Origin of the sequence: Plantactinospora endophytica, assembly GCF_016862915.1 — a bacterium.
GTDB lineage: Bacteria > Actinomycetota > Actinomycetes > Mycobacteriales > Micromonosporaceae > Plantactinospora > Plantactinospora endophytica.
On record NZ_BONW01000009.1, the window covers coordinates 62934 to 83201 of the forward strand.

The following is a 20268-nucleotide window of genomic DNA, read 5'->3' on the forward strand; positions in this document are numbered from 1 at the left end:
CCGATGCGAGCGGAGGCCCTCGCGCTGCGGCGCGGGCTGCCGCCGGGCGCACCGCTGCGGCGTACCGGTCGGGGACCGGCCCGGGCCACCCGGGTCGCCGCCGGCTACCGCGACACCGCCGCGCTTGCGGTGGCCGGCATCGCCGGTGGCCTGGTGCCGAGCCTGCGCACCGGGGACGTGGTGGTGGCCACCGAGGTACGTCGGGCCGGTGTGGTCGGCGGCGCCCCGCTGCCCTGCCCGGCCGCCCCGATGATCGCGGCGGCACTGCGCCGACGCGGCCTGACCGTCCACCTCGGACCGGTGGTGACCAGCCGGCGGATCGTCGACGGCGCCGACCGGACCAGGCTGGCCGCCACCGGGGCGATCGCGGTGGACACCGAGTCGGCGGCGCTGCTGGCCGGTGCCGCCGGTCGCCCCGCCGCCTGCGTCCGGGTGGTCGCCGACGTGCCGCCGCATCCGCTGTACCGTCCGGCGACGCTCGGCCGGGTGATCGCGGCGCTGCGGGTACTGCCACAGCTCGGTCCGGCCCTGCGGGAGTGGGCGGCGGCGACCACCGCCCGCCAGGTGGTGCTGGCGTCGCCCCGGTCGTTCTGCGCCGGGGTGGAACGGGCGATCAGCGCGGTGGAGCAGGCGCTGGACCGGCACGGCCCACCGGTCTACGTGCGCAAGCAGATCGTGCACAACCTGCACGTCATCAACGACCTACAGGCCCGTGGCGCGGTCTTCGTCGACGAGTTGACCGAGATCCCGGACGGCGCGACGACGGTCTTCTCCGCGCACGGGGTGGCGCCCGCGGTCCGGGCCGCCGCCGCCGACCGGGGACTGCCGGTGATCGACGCGACCTGCCCGCTGGTGACCAAGGTGCACAGCGAGGCCCGCCGGTTCGCCGGCCGGGGCAACACCGTGCTGCTGATCGGGCACGCCGGGCACGAGGAGACCGAGGGCACCCTCGGCGAGGCGCCCGGCCGGATCGCCCTGGTGGAGTCGGTACGGGACGCGGAGCGGATCGAGGTCGCCGACCCGGACCGGGTGTCGTACCTGGTGCAGACCACCCTGGCCGTGGACGAGGTGGCCGGCGTCCTCGACGTACTCCGGCGGCGGTTTCCCGCCCTGACCGGACCGGCCTCGGACGACATCTGCTACGCCACCACCAACCGGCAGGCGGCGTTGCGCGAGGTGGCCGCCGTCGCCGACGTGGTACTGGTGCTCGGCTCGGCCAACTCCTCGAACTCCCGGCGCCTGGTGGAGGTCACCGAGCGCGGGGGCACCCCGGCGTACCTGGTCGACGACGTCGAGGAGGTCGACCTGCGCTGGCTCGCCGGGGCTCGGACGATCGGCGTGACCGCCGGTGCCTCGGCGCCGCCCCGGCTGGTCGACCAGACCGTGGCGGCGCTGGCCGGGCTCGGTGCCGGCGCGGTACGGGAGCACACCACCCGGACCGAGGACGTGCATTTCACCCTTCCCAAGGAGATCCGAACACCATGACGGGGACCAGTTCGCGCAGTGTCGCGCGGGATCGCCGCGCGCCGATCGACCGGCCGACCGGAACGGGGTGCTGACCATGGGGATGCCACTGCGCCAGAGCCTGCGGGTCGGCCGTTACCTGATGGAGCAGAAGCTTCGTCGGCGTACCTACTTCCCGCTGCTGGTCGAGTTGGAGCCGCTCTTCGCCTGCAACCTCGCCTGCGCCGGCTGCGGCAAGATCCAGCATCCGGCGGACGTGCTGAAGCGGCGGATGCCGGTGGAGCAGGCGCTGGCCGCCATGGAGGAGTGCGGGGCGCCGATGGTCTCCATCGCCGGTGGCGAGCCGCTGATGCATCCGCAGATCGACCAGCTCGTCGACGAACTCGTCAAGCGCCGCAAGTACGTCTTCCTCTGCACCAACGCGGCGCTGCTGCGCAAGAAGCTGGACAAGTTCACCCCGTCCCGCTACTTCTCCTTCGCGGTGCACATCGACGGGCTGCGGGAGCGGCACGACGCCTCGGTCTGCAAGGAGGGCGTCTTCGACGAGGCGGTCGAGGCGGTGCGGGAGGCGAAGCGACGCGGCTTCCGGGTCACCAGCAACACGACGTTCTTCTCCACCGACACCCCGCAGACGGTGATCGAGGTGCTCGACTACCTCAACGACGACCTGGGCGTCGACCAGATGATGCTCTCCCCGGCGTACGCCTACGACAAGGCGCCGGACCAGGAGCACTTCCTCGGCGTGGCGGAGACCCGGGCGATGTTCCGGAAGGCGTTCGGGGAGGGACGTCGGAAGAAGTGGCGACTGAACCACTCGCCGCTCTTCCTGGACTTCCTGGAGGGCAAGGTCGACTTCCCCTGCACCGCCTGGGCCATCCCGTCGTACTCGCTCTTCGGCTGGCAGCGCCCCTGCTATCTGCTCGGCGACGGCTACGCGCAGACGTACCGGGAGTTGGTCGAGACCACCGACTGGTCGGCGTACGGCCGGGGGCGGGATGACCGCTGCGCCAACTGCATGGCGCACTGTGGGTACGAGCCGACAGCGGTACTCGCCACCATGTCCTCGCTGCGCGAGTCGATCCGCGCGGTCCGGGCCAACTGAGCGGTGCGGGATCGGGCCGGGCGTGGTCCCGGTGTCGGGCCGGTCGGTGCGGCGGGTCAGCCGAACCGGTCGGAGAGCCGGCGGTAGGTGGCCGGCAGGGTGGCCCGGACCGCGATCGGCAGCACCATCCAGCGTGGCAGGCACACCTCGTGCCGGCCGGCGAGCATGCCGGTGAGCAGGGCGTCGGCGGCTCGCTCCGCCGGCACCGGCCGGGGACGGCGGCGCGGGTACGGCCGGCCACGGCGGGCGAAGAACGGGGTGTCCACCACGGCGGGGACGAGTTCGGTGACCACGATGCCCCGACCCGTGGTCTCCTTGCGCAGGCTGTCGGCGAAGACGCTCAGCCCGGCCTTGGTACCCGCGTAGACCGCCTCCTCGCGTACGCCGAGCCGGCCGGCGATGGAGCCGACGAAGCCGAGCCGGCCGCTGCCCCGGGCCAGCATTCCGGGCAGCACCGCCCGGGCGAGCAGCATCGGGGCGGTCAGGTTTGCCGCCACCAGCGCCTGGATCTGGGCGTCGGTCATCTCGGTGAGCGGACCGGCGAAGCCCTGACCGGCGTTGTTGACCAGGATGTCGACCCGCCCGGCGACGTCGAGTACCCGTCCTGCCAGCTCGGTCGTCAGGTCCGGGTCGGTGAGGTCGCACGGGATCGCCGTACCGCCGGACTGGGCGGCGACGGCGGCGAGCCGGTCGGGGTCACGACCACTGAGGAAGACCCGTGCCCCGGCGCCGGCCAGCCGGCGGGCGGCGGCCGCGCCGATGCCCGACGACGCCCCGGTGACCAGGGCGACGGCGCCAGCGAGGCGGCGGGAACTCATACCGGTAGTGTGGCCCATCCCGCGCCGGCAGGCCGGTCGGAGCGCCGAACCTGGCGAGGTTGCCGGGGTAGGTGGGATGCTCCTAATGGATGTCAGGAGTGGAGGTCGTGCAGGGCCGCGCGGAGGAATGCCGGGGTGTCGGTCGGCGAGACGGCCTCGACGCAGAGCCGTTCCATCGCCGCGGCGTAGTAGTCCACGTCGTCGCGCTTGTCGAGGTAGAGCGCGCTGGTGAGCTGTTCCATGTAGACGACGTCGGGGAGTTCCTGGTCGGGGAAGCGGAGCAGGCTGAACGCACCCCCGGCGGCGGCGTGCCCGCCGGCCCGGAACGGGATCACCTGGACGGTGACGTTGGGCAGCCGGCCGGCCTCGATCAGGTGCTCGATCTGGCCGCGCATCACGTCGATCCCGCCGATCGGCCGGCGTAGCGCCGCCTCGTCGACCACGGCCCACAGTTGGGGTGCGCCGGGCCGGGTCAGTACCTTCTGCCGGTCCATCCGCAGCTCGACCCGGCGTTCGATCTCGTCCGGCGGTGCCCCGTCGTGGGCGAGCAGCACGACGGCACGGGCGTAGTCCCGGGTCTGCAACAGGCCGGGAATGTACTGCACCTCGTACGCCCGGATCAGCGCGGCGGCGGCCTCCAGCCCGAGGTAGGACTGGAACCAGTTGGGCAGCACGTCGCCGTACCGGTGCCACCAGCCGGGGTTGTTGGCCTGTCGGGCCAGGGCGAGCAGTGCGTCCCGTTCCGTCTCGTCGGTCACCTGGTAGAGGGTCAGTAGATCGGCGACGTCGCGTTCCTTGAATCCCACCCGGCCCAGCTCCATCCGGCTGATCTTGGATCCGGACGACCTGATCTCCCAGCCCGCGTCGTCGCGGCTGACGCCTCTGGCCTCGCGCAACCGGCGCAACTGACTGCCGAGCAGGATTCGCAGCACCGTGGGGCCGCCGGCCATGCCTGGGTCGGCGACTCCACCCGCAAAGACCGGCCCGTCGTCGACGATGGGTGCGCCGTCGGCGACCTCGCCGTCCGGGACGGAACCATGGCCGGATGGAGCCATCGTCACGTGCTGCCTCCACATGCTCGACACAGCCCATCCAGGGCTGGGCCCAAATCCGTCGGTAAGCATGCCATGGCTTGACGGTGAGGAGGGTAGACCCAACGCGCTATTTTTCTCGACCGTCGTCGGAGCCGGGATCGCGGAAGCGGGTCGGGATGGTGGCGAACGGGTGTGCCGGCGTACCGCACGCCGGAGGTGGCGCCGCCGGCTAGCGGATCAGGTTGTCGAAGTCGCCGTCCTGGGCACCGAGGATGAAGGCGGTGATCTCGTCCATGGTGTAAATCAACGCCGGCCCGTCGGGGTCCCGGGAGTTGCGGACGGCGATCCCGGCGCCGCCCGGCAACTGGGCCATCTCGACGCAGTTCCCGCTCGGGTTGCTGCGCCGGCTCTTCTGCCAGGCGAGGGCCGGCAACTCACCGGTGGACATGCCGTTGTACGTCTGAATCATCGCCAGTCTTTCTGGAGTTCCCGGAGGGCTGGGGGCGGTGGGCGTCGCGTAGGCCCGACTGCGTACTGATTCCTCCCCGTGGACGCGTCCTCAGCCGTGACGGTGCGTGGCACCGCGTCAGGTCATCACTGCATGACCATCTGCACGTGCATTCGCTCTTGCGTCTGCACCTGACAGCGAGCATGATAGCGCGGTAAGGGTGTGTCCGTTTGTTCACTTTTCGTGATGGAGGCGGGGAACCGTTGCCAGCGCAACCGAAGCGTCGGGGACCAGGCAAGATCGCTGGTATGCCTGCCTGCCTGGGCAGATGGTCGCCAACGCATCGCAACGACTCGGTTTCGGCCCGTGCTGGCGTACGCGAACTTCGATCACTGACAGTAACCGGAAACCCTCGGCTACCGGGCTTCGGACACGGCGTCGGTCCGGCCCACGACCCGTTCCCGAGCCAGGCCTCCTGAGGGGACACGGCATCGTGGATCCCTTCACCCTCGCGGCCGGCGCCGCCGCGGTAGCCGGCCTCGGCGCGGCCTGGAAGATGCGGGGCCGGGTCCGGATGGCCCAGGCGGAGGTGGTCCGGCTCCGCGAGGAGCTCCAGTCCGAACGGCACGCGGCCACCCACGACCCGCTGACCGGGCTGCTCAACCGGCGGGCCTTCTACCAGATCGGTGCCGCGCTGGTCGCCGATCCCGGCCGGCCGCCGCTCGTCGCGGTGGTCCTGGACCTCGACGACTTCAAGCAGATAAACGACCGCTTCGGGCACGCCACGGGGGACCAGGTCCTGATCGCGGTGGCCTGGCGGTTCGCGGCGTACGCGGGAAACAACGTGGTGGCCCGGCTCGGCGGTGACGAGTTCGCCGGCCTGCTCGCCGGCACCCGTGCCGACGGGCGCTGGCTGCACCAGTCCGCCCGACGGCTCGCGGAGCTGCTCTCCGCGCCGATCCAGGTCGCCGAGCGCGATCTCCGGATCACCGCCTCGATCGGGCTGGCCCCGGTGCACGGCCGGGTGCAGTTAGCCGAGGTGCTCAACCTCGCCGACGCCGCGATGTACCGGGTGAAGACCCAACGGGCCCGGCTCGCCCCGGCCGACGCCGACGCCACCGGCTGCGCCGGACCGCTCGCGCGGTACGTCCCGGCCCAGGCGCAGCGCGGCCTGCTGAGCAGTTCGGCCGGCTCGGTCCCCGACGAGCCGGCCGTACCCCGTGAACTGATCGAGACGACACCCGGTGCCGAGTCAGGAGGGCAGTGACAACATGCCAGTACCGAACGTGGATCCGCACCGACGGGACCCGGCCGAGATCGACTCCACCGCCAGTTACCGGCCCACCGACCCGGTCTGGGTCTACCGGTCCGGCACCTGGCGGGCAGGTGTGGTCGAGGCCGCCTCGGCGCTCGCGGCGACGGTCACGTACCGGCCGAACAGCGCCCGGGGCACCGGCGTGGACACCCTCACCGCGCAGTACATGATCCGGCGGATCGAGCCGGACCCGCTGCTCGACGGCGAGCCGGTCGGGCTCCTCCGCTAGCGCACGACACTGTATTACCGGTAGCACGACCGTATTACCCGTAGCACGCACGTGGGCCCGGACCACCGGGCCCACCACCGGAGGGGTACGCCGGCCGGCGCCGTCCCCGGTACGGATCTCCGCAGCGGCCTCGGTACTCACCGCCGCGACCCGTTGCGTTCAGGTCAGGTACGTCACCGCGTCGAGTATCTCCGGACCCTGGACCGGTTCAGCGGAGGCGCGAGCGCCGGCCCAGGTAGGCGCCGAGCCCCGCGAGCAGCCCGGCGCCGAGCACCGAACCGAGCGCCACCAGCGCCGCACCGATCACCCACAGTCCGTCGCTGTCCGGATCCGTCGCCGCGTCCACCGAGAAGGCGACGGTGAGCACCGCCGGCACGACGGTACCGGCCAGCCACGGCCGGCCCCGGCGCCCGGTCTCGAAGACCAGCAGGGCCAGCACCACCACGAGGCCGACGACCTGCCACGCCGAGTACGGACCGGTCTGCGCGCCCGTCACCGGGTCGGTCTCCTTCTGCTGGTCCCAGCCGAGGAAGGCCCAGTACGCGAGCGCGGTGCCGGCGGCGAGTCCGACGATCCAGAGGGGAGTGTGCCGGGGATGTGCCAACTGCCGTTCGGTCATGCCCCGACTCTCCACCATCGGCTCCGCCGAGTCCCGAGTACCCCTACTCAGTCCGTCCCGGGCCGCCGCACCGGGTACCCCGGCTCGGCCCCCATCCAGACCAGCGCGGACCCGTACCCCGTCCAGAAGTCGGCGAACCCCGGTCGTAGAGGTAGACGGTGTAGAAGAGCGTGAATGGCGAGCCGGTGCCGCTCGGCCACTTCGAGGTCGGCTCGCCGTGCGTGCCCTGCCACCCGGGAAGGGCAGCCCGATGTCGTTCCCGGTCGCCGGCACCCTGATGGTCGAGCCGACCGAAAGGCGAGGACGTGTCATCGCTGAGCCCGGCAAGTCCGAGGTAATGGGCTTTTTTCTGGTTTACCGGGTGTTACGGTCAAAACTGGCAGTGTTATTCGGGGGATCACGCCGCACTGGGAGAGACCGGACATGCCCAGCCAAGAGGTCGCCGGGGACGTCGGATCACCGATCCGGCCTGGCCTGCGGCGCCCCGGTCCCCGCAGCGGCGCATCCCTGTCCGAACTGGTCGGATACCGGGCGGCAGTGCCGGAACTGCTGGCCGAGGTGGTCGGCCGCACCGGCCGCGACGACCTCCCCGGGCTGGAGCGGACCCTGGCGGACCGGCTGACCGGACCGGACTTCACCCCGGTGCTCGGCGCCCTGCCCGGCGGCACCGCCGAAGCCGTCACCCGGCTCGTCCGGGAGATCCGCGACTACCGGCCGAACAACCGCAGCACCGCCCGCGACCTGGCCGGACTGATCCGGATCTACCTGCTCTCCAGGATCGACGTCATGTGGTGGGGACACCTGCCCGGATTTCCCACCGACGCGGCCCTGCACAGCTCGGCGGAACTGGTCGACCTCGAGTCGCTGCGCCGCACCGACCTGCTCCGGTTCCGCTACCGGCGGCCGGCCGGCCACCTGCTCGGCCGTGCGACCCGCGCGGTACGGCACCGGGTGCGGCCACACCGGACACCGCCGGCCGGCCCGGCTGTCGTACCGGCCGGCGTCGGGCCGCGCACCACGCGTACCCGGCCCGAGGTGGTGGCACTGCTGAACCAGCTCGCCGTGGACCTCGCCCGGCGTCGCCCCGCACCGACCTCCCCGCTGCGGGTGACCAGCCTCGCCCGCAGCCTCGAGCACCAGCACCGGCTCCGCGCGCTCGGGTACGCCGCGATGCTGCCCAGCGGGCACTGCCTCGGGTACGCGATGGACATCGAGATGTCCTGGCTCCGCCGGTTCGACGCGCCCGGCATGCTCGCCGCGCTGCTTCGGGAGCGGCAGGGCTGGGGCGACGTCAACGTGATCGACGAGGGTCAGACCTGGCACCTCTGTGTCAGCCCGCGCGCCGCGACCCGGCTCCGGCGCGATTTCCTGACCGCACTGGGAGGTTGAGCGGCATGTCCGGCATCGTCCTCGTTCTCGGCCCCGGCGCCGACCGCCGCACCTTCCACCGGATGCTGGCGGAACTCACCCCGCGCGGCGACCTGGCCGAGACCCGGCTCGGCCCCGACCTGCTCGCCGGGGTCCAGCGGCTGCGGATCGTGGACCGGGAACGCGCCGTACAGCCCTGGTGTTCCGCCGACGGCCGATGGCTGCTCTGCTACAACGGCGAGATCTACAACCACCGGGAACTCGCCACCGAGCTGCTCCGGCTCGGCCGGCCGCTGCGCACCGACAGCGACACCGAAGTCGTGTTGGAGGCGTTCCTGGCCTGGGGGCCGGAGGCCGTCACCCGGCTGCGCGGCGAGTTCGCGTTCGCGCTGGTCGACACCGCCACCGGACGGCTCTACCTGGCCCGCGACCCGCTCGGGGCGAGACCGCTCTACTGGTCCCGCCACCTGCGCCGGCTACACCTCGCCTCGGAGGTCAAGGCGCTGGTGCCGGTCGGCGCGGCAATCTCCGAGCTGCCACCCGGACACCACGGCTGGGGCGACGCCGCCACCGGGCCGCAGGTGGTGTCCTACCTGGACCTGGCCCGGGTCGGTGCCGGGCAGCCGCCGCTGCGCGATCCGGCTGAGGCGGCGGAGCTGGTCCGCGCGGCGGTCCGGGACAGCGTACGGGTCCGGACCGACACCGACCTCACCGTCGGGGTACTGCTCTCCGGTGGCCTGGCCAGCACCCTCGCCCTGCTGCACGTCCGGCAGTCGCACCACGACTGCGTGGCGTTCACCATCGGCACCCCGGACAGCGAGGACGTCAAGTGCGCCCGTCGGCTCGCCGCCGACCTCGGCGTGCACCACGAGGTGATCGAGGCGCAGCCCCGGGACATCCGGCTCGACGACATCCGGGCGGCCATCCGGATCTCCGAGCTGACCGAGTACGCCGACCTGATCGACGCGGTGATCTCGGTACCGCTGTTCCGGCGGGTCCGCGACCTCGGCGTCCGGGTCGTACTCACCGGCGATGGTGCCGACGACCTGTTCGGCCGCCACCCGGGGGCGGAACAGGTCGGGCCGGACGCGGTCGGTCGGCTCTTCCGGCACCGGATCCGCAACCTGGGCCGTACCGGGCTGCAACGGCTGGACCGGACCGGCTTCGGGCACGGGGTCGAGGCCCGGCTGCCGTTCCTCGACCCCGCCCTGGTCGAGCTGGCGCTGCGGCTGCCGGCCGACCTGAAGACGCGGGACGGGCGGCGGCCGTCGATCCTCCGGCACGCCTACGCCGACCTGCTGCCGGAGTACGTCCGGGACCGGCCGAGACAGCCGATGGCGTCCGGGTCGGGACTGGGCGACGGGGTACGCCCGTACCGGGCACTCTTCGCCCGCCAGTACCGGGCGTTCGGCTACGAGCTGCTGGAACCGGTACGCCGGGACTTCGACACCCTGCTGGTGCGCTGCGGCCACGACCTGGACCGCGCCGTCGCCCGGGGCGCCGCCCCGCCGGACGTCTTCGAACACGCCCGCGACCTCGCCGGGATGGCGAGGTGGAAGGTCGGCCCGGCCCTGCGTCGACTCACCGGCTCCGACCGCCGGAACTGAGAAGTCCCGGACCGGTCTTCGGGACGGTCGGTCAGCCCGGCAGCGGCGTCGACAGTCCGGCCGTCCGGTACGCGCCGGCCAGCCGGCGTACCCCCTCGGCGAGGGTCTCCGGATCGAACATCGAGTACGACAGCCGCAGGTGGCGGTGCCCGCCGTCGGCGACGAAGAACACCCGGCCCGGTACGTAGCCGACCCCGGCCGCCTCCGCGTACGGCAGCAGTTCGGTGCCGTCGTACGGGTCCGGCAGCCGCAGCCAGAGAAACCAGCCGCCGTCGGGTACCACGAAGCCGGCCTGCGGCAACTCCGCGCGTACGGCGGCGACCAGCGCGTCGCGTTGCCGGCGGTATCGGACCCGGATCGACTCCACATGCCGCCGGTACGCCCCGGACGCCGCGAACTCGGCCAGGGCGAGCGCGCTGGCATGGTTGACCCCGCCACCACTGTCCACATAGCCCCGTTCGGTCACCGCCCGGACGACCGGCGGTGCGGCGGTGAGCCAGCCGAGCCGCAGTCCGGGCGCGACACTCTTGGCGACCGACCCGATCCGGACCACGGTGCCCGGCTCGGCACCGCTGAACAGCGAGGCCGGTGCCGGAGCCGGATAGGCGAGTTCCCGATAGGTGTCGTCCTCCACCACCGGTACCCCGGTGTGCGCGGCCACTGCCAGCAGGGCGGCCCGGCGCTCGGCCGGCAGCGACCGCCCGGTCGGGTTGTTGAACGTCGGTACCAGGTAGAGCATGGCCACCCGTCGGCCCTGTCGGGTGAGCGCCCGGATCAGTTCGGCGGTGGCGGCCGGATCGATCCCGTCCTCGTCGGCCGGGGCCGGCACGGTGTCGACCCGGTGGTCGGCGATCACCCGCAGCGCGAGATGGTAGGTGGGGGAGTCGACCAGTACGACGTCGCCCGGTCGGCAGAGGACGGACGAGACCAGGTCCAGCGCGTGCGACGCGCCCGCGGTGACGAACACCTGGCCGGGCTCGGGTGCGGCGGCGTCCACCTCGCCCAGCCGCTCGCACAACCACTCGATCAGCGGCCCGGGGCCGGTCGCGTGGCCGTAGGTCAGCGCGGCGTCGCCGTAGCGGCGCAGCGCGGCACGGGTCGCCTCGGCCCAGGCGTCGACCGGCAGCGCCGCCGGATGGGGATGTCCCCAGCCGAGGTCGATGCTCCCGGCCCGGCTCCGGAACTGCACGACGGGCAGCGCGGGTGGGCGGGGTGCCGTCATCCGCCCACGATAGCCAGCCCCGGCCGACCCGAGGAGGGTCCGCTGTGGGCGCGGACGGGCCGGGACTCACGTTCGGCGGTTCGACTGCTGCTCGGCGGCCGGTCGTCGGCGACGGTTCGGCGACCGGTACCAGTGGTTGGCTCCTCCACGCTCGGCGAGCCGACCGCCCGGGAGGCGCTGTCCCGGGCGGTCGGCCGGTGGCGGGGGTGCACGGGGCTCGGCCCGGCGGCCTGCCGGCGGGTGAGGAGCGTGAGTGAACCGGTACTCCCTGCGCCTCGTCCGCGAGCCGACGGGCCGTCGTCGAGTGCGACGTGATAGACACTGCGTTACGCTTTCGTTCCTGTCCGCCTAACCGAGGAGCGCTTTCGCGACATGGCCGTGGTGTCAGCAGTACGGCGAGTGCCGGGTCCGGTGCCGCCGGCCCCCGCGACGCGAGCCGTCCGACTGCTGATCCGACTCGCCCTGCTCAGCGGCGCTGCGCTGGCTGGATACCTCCTCCTGACCCTGCTGGACGGCCCGGCGCTGGCCGGTGACCGGACCGCCCCCGGTGCCTGGCCGCAGCCGCTCGGCTCGGTGGCCGCGCCGGTCGCGCCAGGGCTGTCCGAACTGCTCGACGATCACGTTCAGTTGCCTCGTAAAGCGACACAAGCGGAGACCCGCTCAGACCGGGCTCGTCCGGCGTCCCGCCCAGACCGGGTTCGTCCGGCATCGCGTCCAGAGGAGACGAGGCCGGCCGGCCGCCCGGAGCGTGGCCGGGCGACGACCGCCCCGGAGCGGAGTACCCCTGGCTCCCGCGCGGACCGCGACGGCTCGGCCTCCCGGCCGGCTCGGATTCCCGATGCCGTGCACCGAACGGTGCGGAACCCGACCATCCCGGTCCGGGAAACCGGGTCCCCGGTCGTGCCGGCGGCCGGGGTCTCCGCCGTGACCGGAGCCGTGCCGGACGTCCAGGCCGGCGCAGCGACAGTGGTGGACGGGCTTCCGAGCGCGCCGACCGGGATTCCGGCGGCGGTCGACCGGCTGCCGTCGGCGGTCGGCATCGTGCCGCAGGGTGTCGGTGTCGTGCCGAAGGTGGTCGTGCCCGATGTGGTTGGGGCCGTGCCCAGTGTGGTCAGGATCGTGCCGAGTGTGGTGGGGACCGTGCCGGACGTCGTCGGGTCCGTGCCGGACCTGATCGGGGCCGTGCCGAGCGTGATGGGAACCGTGCCGGACGTGGTCGGGACCGTGCCGGAGTTGGTCGGTGAGGCGCCGTCCGGACGTGATCCCGACTCGCCGTCGCCGCGGGTGCTGGCCCGCCAACCGGTCGACCCGGCCCAGGCACACGTCGAGGCACAGCCACCGGTGCCGTTACCGGACCTGGCCGGGGACACCGAGTCGGCTTCGGTTCTCACCGTGCTGCCCGGGTCGCCCGCGTCGCTGCGGCAGTTGCCGGTGGGCGACGCCGACGGTGCGGCGGGTACGCGCCGTCCGGGGGCGGTACGTGCGATCGCCGGGGTCACCGACTCCACGGCCCCGTCCACCCCGTACTCACCCGTCGACACCGGTCCGGGCACCCAGCAGGCCGGACCGCCACCGTCCGGCAGCGGACCGGTCGCCACACTGCCGGCCACGGCCGGCTGGCAGCCGGCCGCGCGATTTCGGTCGATCTCTCCGCACGGCGATGTCGAGCCCACCGGCCGCTGGCCCGGCGTACCGGCCCTGCCTGGCTGATCCCGGGGCGGCGGCCGTATCCACGGTCGCTCTTTCACTCCGCCGTGGCTGTCCGGTGCCCTGTGGGCGCCCGGTGGAGGCCACCGTCGGTGCACCGGGCGTCGCCGTACCCGTCGAGGTGCCGGGCCCGACCGACGGTGCCGTACCCAATCGTGCTCGTGATCCGCTCCGGTCGGGTGGCACCCGCCGGATGCCGGGGTTGTCGCTGAGTCTGTGTACCGAGATCGGAGTGACCTCGTGATCCGCATTGTGATCGTGGAGGAGATGGGTTTGTTACGGGGGGCGTTGCGGGCGATGCTGTCGAGTGAGGAGGACCTGGACGTGGTGGCCGACCTCCACGAGCCCGCCGAGTTGGTGAAGGTCGCCCGACGGCGCCGACCGGACGTGGTCGTGGTCGACATGGACCTTCCGGGCGCCGACATGCTCGACGTGCTGGCCCAACTCGGCGCGGAGGCGCCGGGCAGTGCGGTGCTGGCGTTGAGTGTCCAGTTGACCCCGGAGGCGCTGCAACGGGCGATCCGGGCCGGTGCGCGGGGCTTCGTCGACAAGAACCTGCCACCGGCGGAGCTGGCCCGGCTGGTCCGGGCGGTGGCGTTCGGCGAGCGGGTGTTCGACCCGGCCGTCGCCGTCGCCGCGCTGAACCCGCCGGAGAGTCCGCTGACCAACCGGGAACTGGAGGTGCTGCGGGTGGTCGCCGAAGGGCTGCCGCTGAAGGAGATCGCCAGCCGGCTCTTCCTCGCGCACGGCACGGTGCGTAACCACCTCTCGGTGATCCTGCGCAAGACGGGGACGCGTAACCGGTTGGAGGCGGTCCGGCAGGCCCAGCGTGCGGGCTGGATCTGAGTGATTTCCGCCGATCGACGGGTACCTGGGCCGGGCGGGCGTCGCCGATGCCCGACCCGCACCGCCGGCCCCGGTCGCTTCGGCGGGCGTGCCGGACGCACTCGTGTTTGAATGTTCACGCGGGGTGATCTAGCGATGACAAGTTGCAGGGGGGAACGTGATCCGAACGCTGCTCGCGCTGAACGGCGCTCTCATCCGTGGCGCCCTGGCCTTCGTGTTGACCACTCAGGAGGATATCGAGGTCGTCGCGGAGGTCGACCGGGCCGAGGACATCGGCGCGGCGATGCGGATGCAGCGTCCGGACGTGGCTGTCGCGGACGTCAAGTTCTTCGGGGCGGGGGCACTCGCCAACGGGATCGCGCCGTCCGAACCACCTCCGGTACTGGTACTGGTGGACCCACGCCGGCCGAGGGTGCTCGGGAACGCGCTGCGGCTGCACTGCCAGCGCCTCGGGTTCCTCGGCAGCGACGTCGCACCGGAACGGGTGATCGAGGCGGTCCGCAGGCTCGCCTGCGGTGGTTCGGTGGTGGACGCGGACCTGGTGGTCGCGGCGCTCAGTCGGGATCATCCGCTCACCGAACGGGAGGTGGAGGTGCTGGAGATCGCCGCCGAGGGATGGCCGGTGGTGGAGATCGCCAGCAAGCTCTCCCTCTCCGCAGGCACCGTACGTAACCATCTGTCGCGGATCGTCGGCAAGACCGGCGCCCGCACCCGGATCGAGGCGATCCGGATCGCCCGGGAGCGGGGGTGGATCTGACCGCGCGGCGGGTCCACCTCGGTTCCGGGTAGGCCGGCGGCGGGCCGGAGCGTCACCGGCCGGCCCGCCCGGGGTGGTCGCCTGGTCAGCCCTGGCGCGGTGTCCGGGCCGGGACGAACGCCTTGATGGCACGGGGTCTACCACCCACCGTCCACGCCGAACTGACCGAACTCGCCCCCGGCAACCGCACGACCACGCCGATCCGGCCACGGCACGAGCACGCCGCCCGGATCTACAGCACGATCACGGCCGCCCGGCTACAGCACCGGCACACCCGTCCGGTCGCTGAACCGGCGGGCGTCCGTCGCGTCGTTGACCAACGGCTCGCCCTTGAGGTTGAGACTGGTGTTCAGCAGGATCGGGCAGCCGGTCCGCCGCTCGTACTCGCCGAGCAGGTCGTACAGCCCCGGATGCTGCTTGCGGGTCACGGTCTGCACCCGGGACGTGCCGTCCACGTGCACGATCCCGGGAAACGCCAGCGGATCGCGGCACCGGGCGGTGAACTGCATGTACGGCGACGCGCCGACCGGCATGTCGAAGTACCGTGCGGCGACCTCCTGGCGGACCACGGGGGCGAACGGCCGGAACGGCTCCCGCCCCTTCACCCGGTTGACCCGGTCCCGGCTGTCCGGGCCGCGCGGGTCGGCCAACAGCGAGCGGTTGCCCAGCGCCCGGGGACCGAACTCGGCGCGGCCCCGGGCCACCCCCACCACGCCCGCCGAGGCCAGCGCCCCGGCCAACTCCGCGACCGGGTACCCGCCGTCGATCAGGGTGCCGAGGTATGGTCCGGTCCAGTTGAGCTGGTGACCTAGGACCGCTGCCGCCGCGCCGAGGCTCGACCCGGCGTCCCCGGGGTTCGGCAGCAGGGTCACCCGGTCGAAGCCGCTCCGCCGGGCCAGCAGTTCGTTGGCGACGCAGTTGAGGCCCAGTCCACCCATCACGGTCAGCGTCGCCGCGTCGACCCTGGTACGCAGCCAGCGCGCCGCCCCGAGCAGTATCTCCTCGGTCACCGCCTGGATGCTCGCCGCCAGGTCCGCCGGATCGGCCCGGGGCTGCCAGTCCCCGATGCCCCGGTGCACGTTGCGGCGGAGACGGAAGGTGGGTGGGGTGAGTTCGACCAGGTCCGCCTTGAGCTGCTCGACGTACCGGGGCCGGCCGAGCGCGGCCAGTCCCATCACGATGAACTCCTCCTCGTTCGGGGTGAAGCCGCAGCGCCGGGTGAAGGCGCTGTAGAGCAGCCCGAGGCTGTGCGGATAGCGGCAGCGGGCGAGCACCCGGTAGGCGCCGTCCCGGTATTCGCCGAGGGTCAGCGTCTCGAACTCCCCGATCGCGTCGGCGGTGAGTACGGCGGCGTGCCGCTCCCCGCTGGTGAAGTGTCCGGCCGCCGCGTGCGAGTGATGGTGTCCCACGTACCGGATCGGCACTCCGCGCAGCTCCGGCAGGCCGAGCCGGGACAGGTACCGGCGGGGCAGGTCGTCGACTGCCACCGCGTGCCGGAACTGCCCGGCCCGTACGTGTCGGAGCTTCTTCCGCAGCGGACGCTCGTACCAGGCGATCAGGTCCGGGCGGCCCCAGGCGAGGGCCTCGGCGAGCAGCCCGGGGGTCAACTCGGGGTCGTTCTTGCGGCGTGAGTAGCGCTCCGCGTGACCGGCGAAGAGGATCTCGTCGCCCCGGACGACACAGGCCGCCGCGTCGTGCGACAGCGCGCTGAGCCCGAGAACGTGCGTGGCTGCCATCGAGGCCACTCTATCTATTGGCCGCCTCGGCGGGAACGGGTCCACCGCCTGTTGCGTCGGTCCGATGCGTCCGGTCCTGCGGCCCGCGCCAGTGCCCGACCAACTCCCGGTAGGTCGCCGACCGGGCCAGCAACTCGTCGTGCGGTCCCCGCAGCGGGCAACCGCCGTCGAGGATCAGGACCTCGCGGGCGCGCAGCGCCGAGCTGATCCGGTGGGCGACCACCACCAGCGCGCCCGGCCGGGAGGCGAAGGCGTCCTCGACCGTCGCCTCGGCCACCGGGTCCAGATGGCAGGTCGCCTCGTCCAGGATCGCCAGCCGCGCGGAGGAGAGGTGGGCGCGTACCGCCGCCACGAGTTGCCGTTCACCGGCGGAGAGCGACGGGGGGTGCACGGTCGCCGTCAGACCGCCGAGCCGACGTACCAGCGGTGCCAGGCCGAGCCGGTGTACCGCCGCGTCGACCTCGTCCGGCGGCGCGGCCGGCCGGAGATAGCGCAGGTTCTCCAGCAGTGTGCCGGCGAAGACGTACGCCTCCTGCGGGATCAGCACCCGGTGCCGGGCCAGGGCCGCCGGGTCCGCGCCGCCGGCCGGTACGCCGCCGAGCAGCACGGTACCGGCCTGCGGCGGGAGCAGTCCGGCCAGCAGTCCGGTCAGGGTGGACTTGCCGGCACCGCTCGGCCCGACCACCGCCAGATGTGCCCCCTCGGACAGCGTGAGGTCGAAGTCGTCGAGCACCGGGCGAGCCTGTGGGCCGTACCGGAAGGTCACGCCGCGCAGCTCGGCCAGCGGGCAGCCGGCCGCCCCGGTCGTCGACCCCGGCGGCCCGCACCCGGACGTCCCCGCCGGAGCCGGTCCGTCCCCCGGAGCGCCCGCCCTGGCGGTGGATTCGCGCGGCGGGAGTGTGGTGGCAGTGAGGATCCGGTCCAGGGTGACGGCGAACCGGAGGCCACCGCCGGCCACGCCCTGCACCAGCGCGTGCAATGCCGGCTGGAGCCCGGTGGCGACGTAGACCAGGGCGCCGAGCACCGCACCGGCGGTCAGGCCGCGCCGGACCAGCCACGGCGCGGCCAGCAGGAGTACGGCCAGCGGCAGCCAGCCGCCGACCGCCAGGCTGAGGCTGCGCAGCGCGGCCATCCGGGCCAGCGCCCGTTCGGCCCGTGCCTGCCGGTCCACCTGCCGACCCACCCGGTCGGCGACGATCTCCTGCGCACCACAGGCCACCACGTCCCGGTGCCCGGTCAACGCGCCGCCGGCCGCCTCGCCGAGCCGTTCGTCGGCGCGTACGTAGTCGCGCTGCCGGGCGACCATCGCCGGCAGCGCGACGGCGAACAGGACCAGCCCGGCGACCAGCGGTACGGCGACCACCCCGGCCACCACCGGAGTCAGCGAGACGAGCCCCAACAGTGCCGCCCCGGCGGTGAACAGGAATCCCCGGACCACCATCACCAGCCCGGCGAAGGTGTCCCGGACGATCTCCACCTGATGGGTCAGCCGGGCCACCGCCGTGCTCTCCGGCCGGGCCCCGGCAGCGGTCGACCGGCTCAGTGCACCGGAGACGACACGTCGCGCCAACTCGTCGCGGAACGGCTCGACGACGTCGCCGAGGCAGGCGTACGCCCGGGCGGTGCCGACCGCGCCGATCCCGACCGCGACGGCCAGTACGCCCAGCCAGGCCAGCCCGGTGCCCGGCCGGTCGGCCAGGAAGCCGTCGTCCACGGCCCGGGCGGTGAGGTAGCCGGCGAGCAGTGCGGGCAGCGCCTCGGCCGCCGACCAGCCGGCGAGCCGGCCGAGCGGGCGGGCCCGGCGGCGCAGCGCGGCGGCGGTGTACCGGACGACGGCACTCACCGCAGCGCCTCGACCGGCTCGGCCGCGGGTTCCCCCGTCGGCTCGTCGACGGGTTCCCCCGCTGACCCGTCCGCTGACCCGTCCGCTGACCCGTCCACCGATTTGTCCGGCGGTTCGTCCATAAACCTTGCCGTCGACTTCGCCGCCGACTTGTCCGTCGGCTCCGGCTGGGGCGGGATCGACGCGGAGAAGACCGCCCGGTACTCCGGGTCCCGCCAGAGTTCCCGGTGCGCGCCGACTCCGCGCAGCCGGCCGCCGTCCAGCCAGGCGACCAGGTCGGCGCCGGCGGCGGTGGCCATCCGGTGGGTCACCACCAGTCGGGTACGCCGATCCGGGTGCGCGGCGACCGCCACCGCGATCCGGTGCTCGGTGGCGGTGTCCAGGCTGGACGTGGCGTCGTCCAGGATCAGCAGCCGACTGGCGGGCAGCGCCCGGGCCAGCCCCAGCCGCTGCGCCTCGCCACCGGACATCGGTGTCGCGTCCAGCCGACTGTGGTAGCCGTCCGGCAACCGCTCGACGAACTCGTCGATCGCGGCGGCCCGGGCCAGCCCGACGAGCCGGCCGGCGTCGAGTCGCCCGTCGGCGCCGAGGCCCGGCGCGGCCGTGCCGGCAGCGGAGTCCGGCGCGTCGGCGTCCGGCCGCGCGTCGGCGACGCTGGCGAAGCCTGGCGTGGCCGGGCCGGGCCGCGCGTCGGCGTTGTTGGCGGAGACTGGCGTGAGTGTGGCGGCGACGGTCTCCAGCCCGACCGGGTCGGAGACGGTGTCCAGCGCGACGGGGTCGGTGGCGGAGCCCGGTGGGAGTGCGGCGGAGACGGTGTCCAGCGCGACCGTGTCGGCGACGGCGGCGAGCGCGACCGCCTCGGCGATCGTGTCGCCGATCAGCACCGGACGCTCGAAGCCGTAGCCGACGGCGTGCCGCAGCGCGGACCGGCTCAGCCGGCGCAGCGGAACCCCGTCCAGCAGTACCTCTCCGGCGTCCGGGTCCCGCAGCCGGCCGGCGACGGCGGCCAGGGTCGACTTGCCGGCGCCGGACGGGCCGACGACGGCGACCGTGGCAGCGGGGGGTACCCGCAGGTCGATTGCGTCCAGCACCGGTCGCCCGTCGTCGGCGTACACGGTCACCCCGGCGAGTACGAGCCGGCCGGGGCCGACCGGCAGCGACGCCGGCCCGTACGACCGGACCGGTTCGGCCAGTACGGCGGCGACGCGTTCCGCCCCGGCCCGGGTCCGGACCAGCCGGTTCAGGGTGGCGACGACGCTGCCCAGCCCGGCACCGAGCGCGGCGTACTGCACGGCGGCGAAGAGCTGTCCCGGGGTGAGCCGGCCATCCGCCACCGACCAGCCGCCGACCGCGACGATCGTCAGTTGCAGCAGCGGGGCGATCGCGGCGGTCCGGCCGGACGCCCGGGCCAGCGCGGTCCAGGTGCGGTCGCCGTGCGTGCGCAGCAGCGGCAGCGGTGCGAGTACCCGGTCGATCTCGGCCCGGACGGTACCGGCGGCGGCGATGGTCCGGGCCCCGTGCAACGCTTCGGCCAGCCGCCCGGCGATTCGCCCCTGTACGCCGAGATAGCCGGCCGCGGCGGCGGAGGCGTCGCCGACGAAGGCGCGCAGGCCGACGGCGAGCAGCAGCAGTCCGGCGCCGAAGGTGACGGCGAGCCGCCAGTCGAGCAGCAGCAGCGCCACCACGCTGCCCAGCGGGGGCAGCGCGGCGGCCAGCCCGAGTACCACGGTGCTGCCGGCCTGGCCGGCGTCGGCGGCCTGCCCGACGAGCCGGCCGACCAGGTCGCCCACCGGATGGCGGGCGGCGCGGCGCGGGTCGAGCGCGAGCAGGTGGCGCAGCAGCCGGTGCCGGATTCGGGCGGTGGTCCGGGCGGTGCCGGCACCGCTGGCCAGGCTGCTCAGCGTGTCGGTGGCGACGATCAGCACCACCAGCCCGCAGGCGGCGAGCGGCCACCACGGGTCCGCGTCGCCGAGTGCGGCGTCCACGGCCAGTCCCAGGGCGGCCGGCAACAACAGTTCGGCCGCCGCACCGAGTAGTGCGGCGGCGCCGAGGGCGACGGTCCAGCCGCCGCCGTACGTGATCGCCTGCCGGAGCAGCCGGTTCCCGTCGGCGGCCACGCGTTCCACCCTCCTGTCGACACGGGTTGCCCTGGG

At 73.5% G+C, this 20268-nt stretch carries 16 protein-coding genes and 2 pseudogenes; 10 read left to right on the plus strand and 8 right to left on the minus strand.

The genetic code is table 11. The annotated features are described in order from the left end of the window. Nucleotides 1-3: 3 nt before the first annotated feature. From Pen02_RS43200 to hpnH, 3 genes and pseudogenes are all read left to right on the plus strand, one after another. A pseudogene (locus Pen02_RS43200) lies at nucleotides 4-438 on the plus strand (phosphorylase family protein); the annotation flags it as partial. Between the two features lie 90 nt (nucleotides 439-528). After that, nucleotides 529-1485: a 4-hydroxy-3-methylbut-2-enyl diphosphate reductase gene (gene ispH / locus Pen02_RS43205; protein ID WP_443678478.1), complete on the plus strand. Its 957-nt coding sequence runs from the start codon at nucleotides 529-531 to the stop codon at nucleotides 1483-1485. Between the two features lie 76 nt (nucleotides 1486-1561). Further along, nucleotides 1562-2566 carry an adenosyl-hopene transferase HpnH gene (gene hpnH / locus Pen02_RS10865; RefSeq protein WP_203865840.1) on the plus strand — a complete coding sequence of 335 codons (1005 nt, stop codon included), beginning with the start codon at nucleotides 1562-1564 and terminating at the stop codon, nucleotides 2564-2566. A 56-nt stretch (nucleotides 2567-2622) separates the two neighbouring features. Here hpnH and Pen02_RS10870 read toward each other — a convergent pair whose 3' ends face one another. The 3 genes from Pen02_RS10870 to Pen02_RS10880 all read right to left on the minus strand — a co-directional run bounded on the left by Pen02_RS10870 (nucleotide 2623) and on the right by Pen02_RS10880 (nucleotide 4887). Continuing rightward, nucleotides 2623-3384 (minus strand): SDR family NAD(P)-dependent oxidoreductase, encoded by a 762-nt coding sequence (locus tag Pen02_RS10870; RefSeq protein ID WP_203865841.1) that lies wholly within the window; start codon nucleotides 3382-3384, stop codon nucleotides 2623-2625. Between the two features lie 92 nt (nucleotides 3385-3476). Then, nucleotides 3477-4334, minus strand: a complete 858-nt coding sequence (locus tag Pen02_RS10875) for a Sco1979 family transcriptional regulator (protein ID WP_203865893.1) — start codon at nucleotides 4332-4334, stop codon at nucleotides 3477-3479. A 313-nt stretch (nucleotides 4335-4647) separates the two neighbouring features. Beyond that, on the minus strand, nucleotides 4648-4887 hold the full coding sequence (locus Pen02_RS10880) for a DUF397 domain-containing protein (protein ID WP_203865842.1): 240 nt from the start codon (nucleotides 4885-4887) through the stop codon (nucleotides 4648-4650). 469 nt (nucleotides 4888-5356) lie between these two features. On the opposite strand from Pen02_RS10880, the pseudogene Pen02_RS10885 reads away from it, so the two are divergent. After that, a pseudogene (locus Pen02_RS10885) lies at nucleotides 5357-5947 on the plus strand (GGDEF domain-containing protein); the annotation flags it as partial. A 190-nt stretch (nucleotides 5948-6137) separates the two neighbouring features. Beyond that, nucleotides 6138-6410 carry a hypothetical protein gene (locus tag Pen02_RS10890; RefSeq protein WP_203865843.1) on the plus strand — a complete coding sequence of 91 codons (273 nt, stop codon included), beginning with the start codon at nucleotides 6138-6140 and terminating at the stop codon, nucleotides 6408-6410. A gap of 208 nt (nucleotides 6411-6618) precedes the next feature. Here Pen02_RS10890 and Pen02_RS10895 read toward each other — a convergent pair whose 3' ends face one another. Further along, nucleotides 6619-7029: a hypothetical protein gene (locus tag Pen02_RS10895; RefSeq protein ID WP_203865844.1), complete on the minus strand. Its 411-nt coding sequence runs from the start codon at nucleotides 7027-7029 to the stop codon at nucleotides 6619-6621. 423 nt (nucleotides 7030-7452) lie between these two features. Here Pen02_RS10895 and Pen02_RS10900 point away from each other — a divergent pair, with 423 nt between their 5' ends. Together Pen02_RS10900 and Pen02_RS10905 are read left to right on the plus strand one after the other, a co-directional pair. Next, complete coding sequence (locus Pen02_RS10900; protein WP_239140460.1) at nucleotides 7453-8418, plus strand: hypothetical protein; 966 nt, start codon at nucleotides 7453-7455, stop codon at nucleotides 8416-8418. A 5-nt stretch (nucleotides 8419-8423) separates the two neighbouring features. Beyond that, nucleotides 8424-10004 carry an asparagine synthetase B family protein gene (locus Pen02_RS10905; RefSeq protein ID WP_203865845.1) on the plus strand — a complete coding sequence of 527 codons (1581 nt, stop codon included), beginning with the start codon at nucleotides 8424-8426 and terminating at the stop codon, nucleotides 10002-10004. A gap of 31 nt (nucleotides 10005-10035) precedes the next feature. Here the strand turns inward: Pen02_RS10905 and Pen02_RS10910 are convergent, their stop codons facing one another. Continuing rightward, nucleotides 10036-11226, minus strand: a complete 1191-nt coding sequence (locus Pen02_RS10910) for an aminotransferase-like domain-containing protein (protein WP_203865846.1) — start codon at nucleotides 11224-11226, stop codon at nucleotides 10036-10038. A gap of 924 nt (nucleotides 11227-12150) precedes the next feature. Here Pen02_RS10910 and Pen02_RS10915 point away from each other — a divergent pair. The 3 genes from Pen02_RS10915 to Pen02_RS10925 all read left to right on the plus strand — a co-directional run bounded on the left by Pen02_RS10915 (nucleotide 12151) and on the right by Pen02_RS10925 (nucleotide 14536). Further along, nucleotides 12151-12936, plus strand: coding sequence for a hypothetical protein (locus Pen02_RS10915; protein ID WP_203865847.1), 786 nt, complete (start codon nucleotides 12151-12153; stop codon nucleotides 12934-12936). Between the two features lie 249 nt (nucleotides 12937-13185). Further along, a complete protein-coding gene (locus Pen02_RS10920; RefSeq protein WP_275413567.1) occupies nucleotides 13186-13779 on the plus strand; it encodes a response regulator in 594 nt (197 codons plus the stop codon). 157 nt (nucleotides 13780-13936) lie between these two features. Then, entirely contained in the window at nucleotides 13937-14536 is a 600-nt protein-coding gene (locus tag Pen02_RS10925) for a response regulator transcription factor (protein ID WP_203865849.1), read from the plus strand. Between the two features lie 257 nt (nucleotides 14537-14793). Here the strand turns inward: Pen02_RS10925 and Pen02_RS10930 are convergent, their stop codons facing one another. From Pen02_RS10930 to Pen02_RS10940, 3 genes are read right to left on the minus strand one after another with little or no spacing between them, the layout of a single operon-like run. After that, a complete protein-coding gene (locus tag Pen02_RS10930) occupies nucleotides 14794-16272 on the minus strand; it encodes a carbamoyltransferase C-terminal domain-containing protein (protein WP_203865850.1) in 1479 nt (492 codons plus the stop codon). Nucleotides 16273-16282: 10 nt separating this feature from the next. Next, nucleotides 16283-18115, minus strand: coding sequence for an ATP-binding cassette domain-containing protein (locus Pen02_RS10935; protein ID WP_203865851.1), 1833 nt, complete (start codon nucleotides 18113-18115; stop codon nucleotides 16283-16285). Then, the gene (locus tag Pen02_RS10940; RefSeq protein ID WP_203865852.1) at nucleotides 18112-20232 is read right to left on the minus strand and encodes an ABC transporter ATP-binding protein; all 2121 of its coding nucleotides are present in this window, start codon (nucleotides 20230-20232) and stop codon (nucleotides 18112-18114) included. The genes Pen02_RS10935 and Pen02_RS10940 overlap by 4 nt, the downstream gene beginning before the upstream one ends. Nucleotides 20233-20268 lie beyond the last annotated feature (36 nt).

What these genes read in the sequence shown, in the direction of transcription:
- Pen02_RS10930 (WP_203865850.1), bottom strand. Translation starts at nt 16,272, where the DNA reads ATGGCAGCCACGCACGTTCTCGGGCTCAGCGCGCTGTCGCACGACGCG.
- Pen02_RS10895 (WP_203865844.1), bottom strand. Translation starts at nt 7,029, where the DNA reads ATGACCGAACGGCAGTTGGCACATCCCCGGCACACTCCCCTCTGGATC.
- Pen02_RS10910 (WP_203865846.1), bottom strand. Translation starts at nt 11,226, where the DNA reads ATGACGGCACCCCGCCCACCCGCGCTGCCCGTCGTGCAGTTCCGGAGC.
- Pen02_RS10880 (WP_203865842.1), bottom strand. Translation starts at nt 4,887, where the DNA reads ATGATTCAGACGTACAACGGCATGTCCACCGGTGAGTTGCCGGCCCTC.
- Pen02_RS10905 (WP_203865845.1), top strand. Translation starts at nt 8,424, where the DNA reads ATGTCCGGCATCGTCCTCGTTCTCGGCCCCGGCGCCGACCGCCGCACC.
- hpnH (WP_203865840.1), top strand. Translation starts at nt 1,562, where the DNA reads ATGGGGATGCCACTGCGCCAGAGCCTGCGGGTCGGCCGTTACCTGATG.
- Pen02_RS10875 (WP_203865893.1), bottom strand. Translation starts at nt 4,334, where the DNA reads ATGGCCGGCGGCCCCACGGTGCTGCGAATCCTGCTCGGCAGTCAGTTG.
- Pen02_RS10900 (WP_239140460.1), top strand. Translation starts at nt 7,453, where the DNA reads ATGCCCAGCCAAGAGGTCGCCGGGGACGTCGGATCACCGATCCGGCCT.
- Pen02_RS10890 (WP_203865843.1), top strand. Translation starts at nt 6,138, where the DNA reads ATGCCAGTACCGAACGTGGATCCGCACCGACGGGACCCGGCCGAGATC.
- Pen02_RS10870 (WP_203865841.1), bottom strand. Translation starts at nt 3,384, where the DNA reads ATGAGTTCCCGCCGCCTCGCTGGCGCCGTCGCCCTGGTCACCGGGGCG.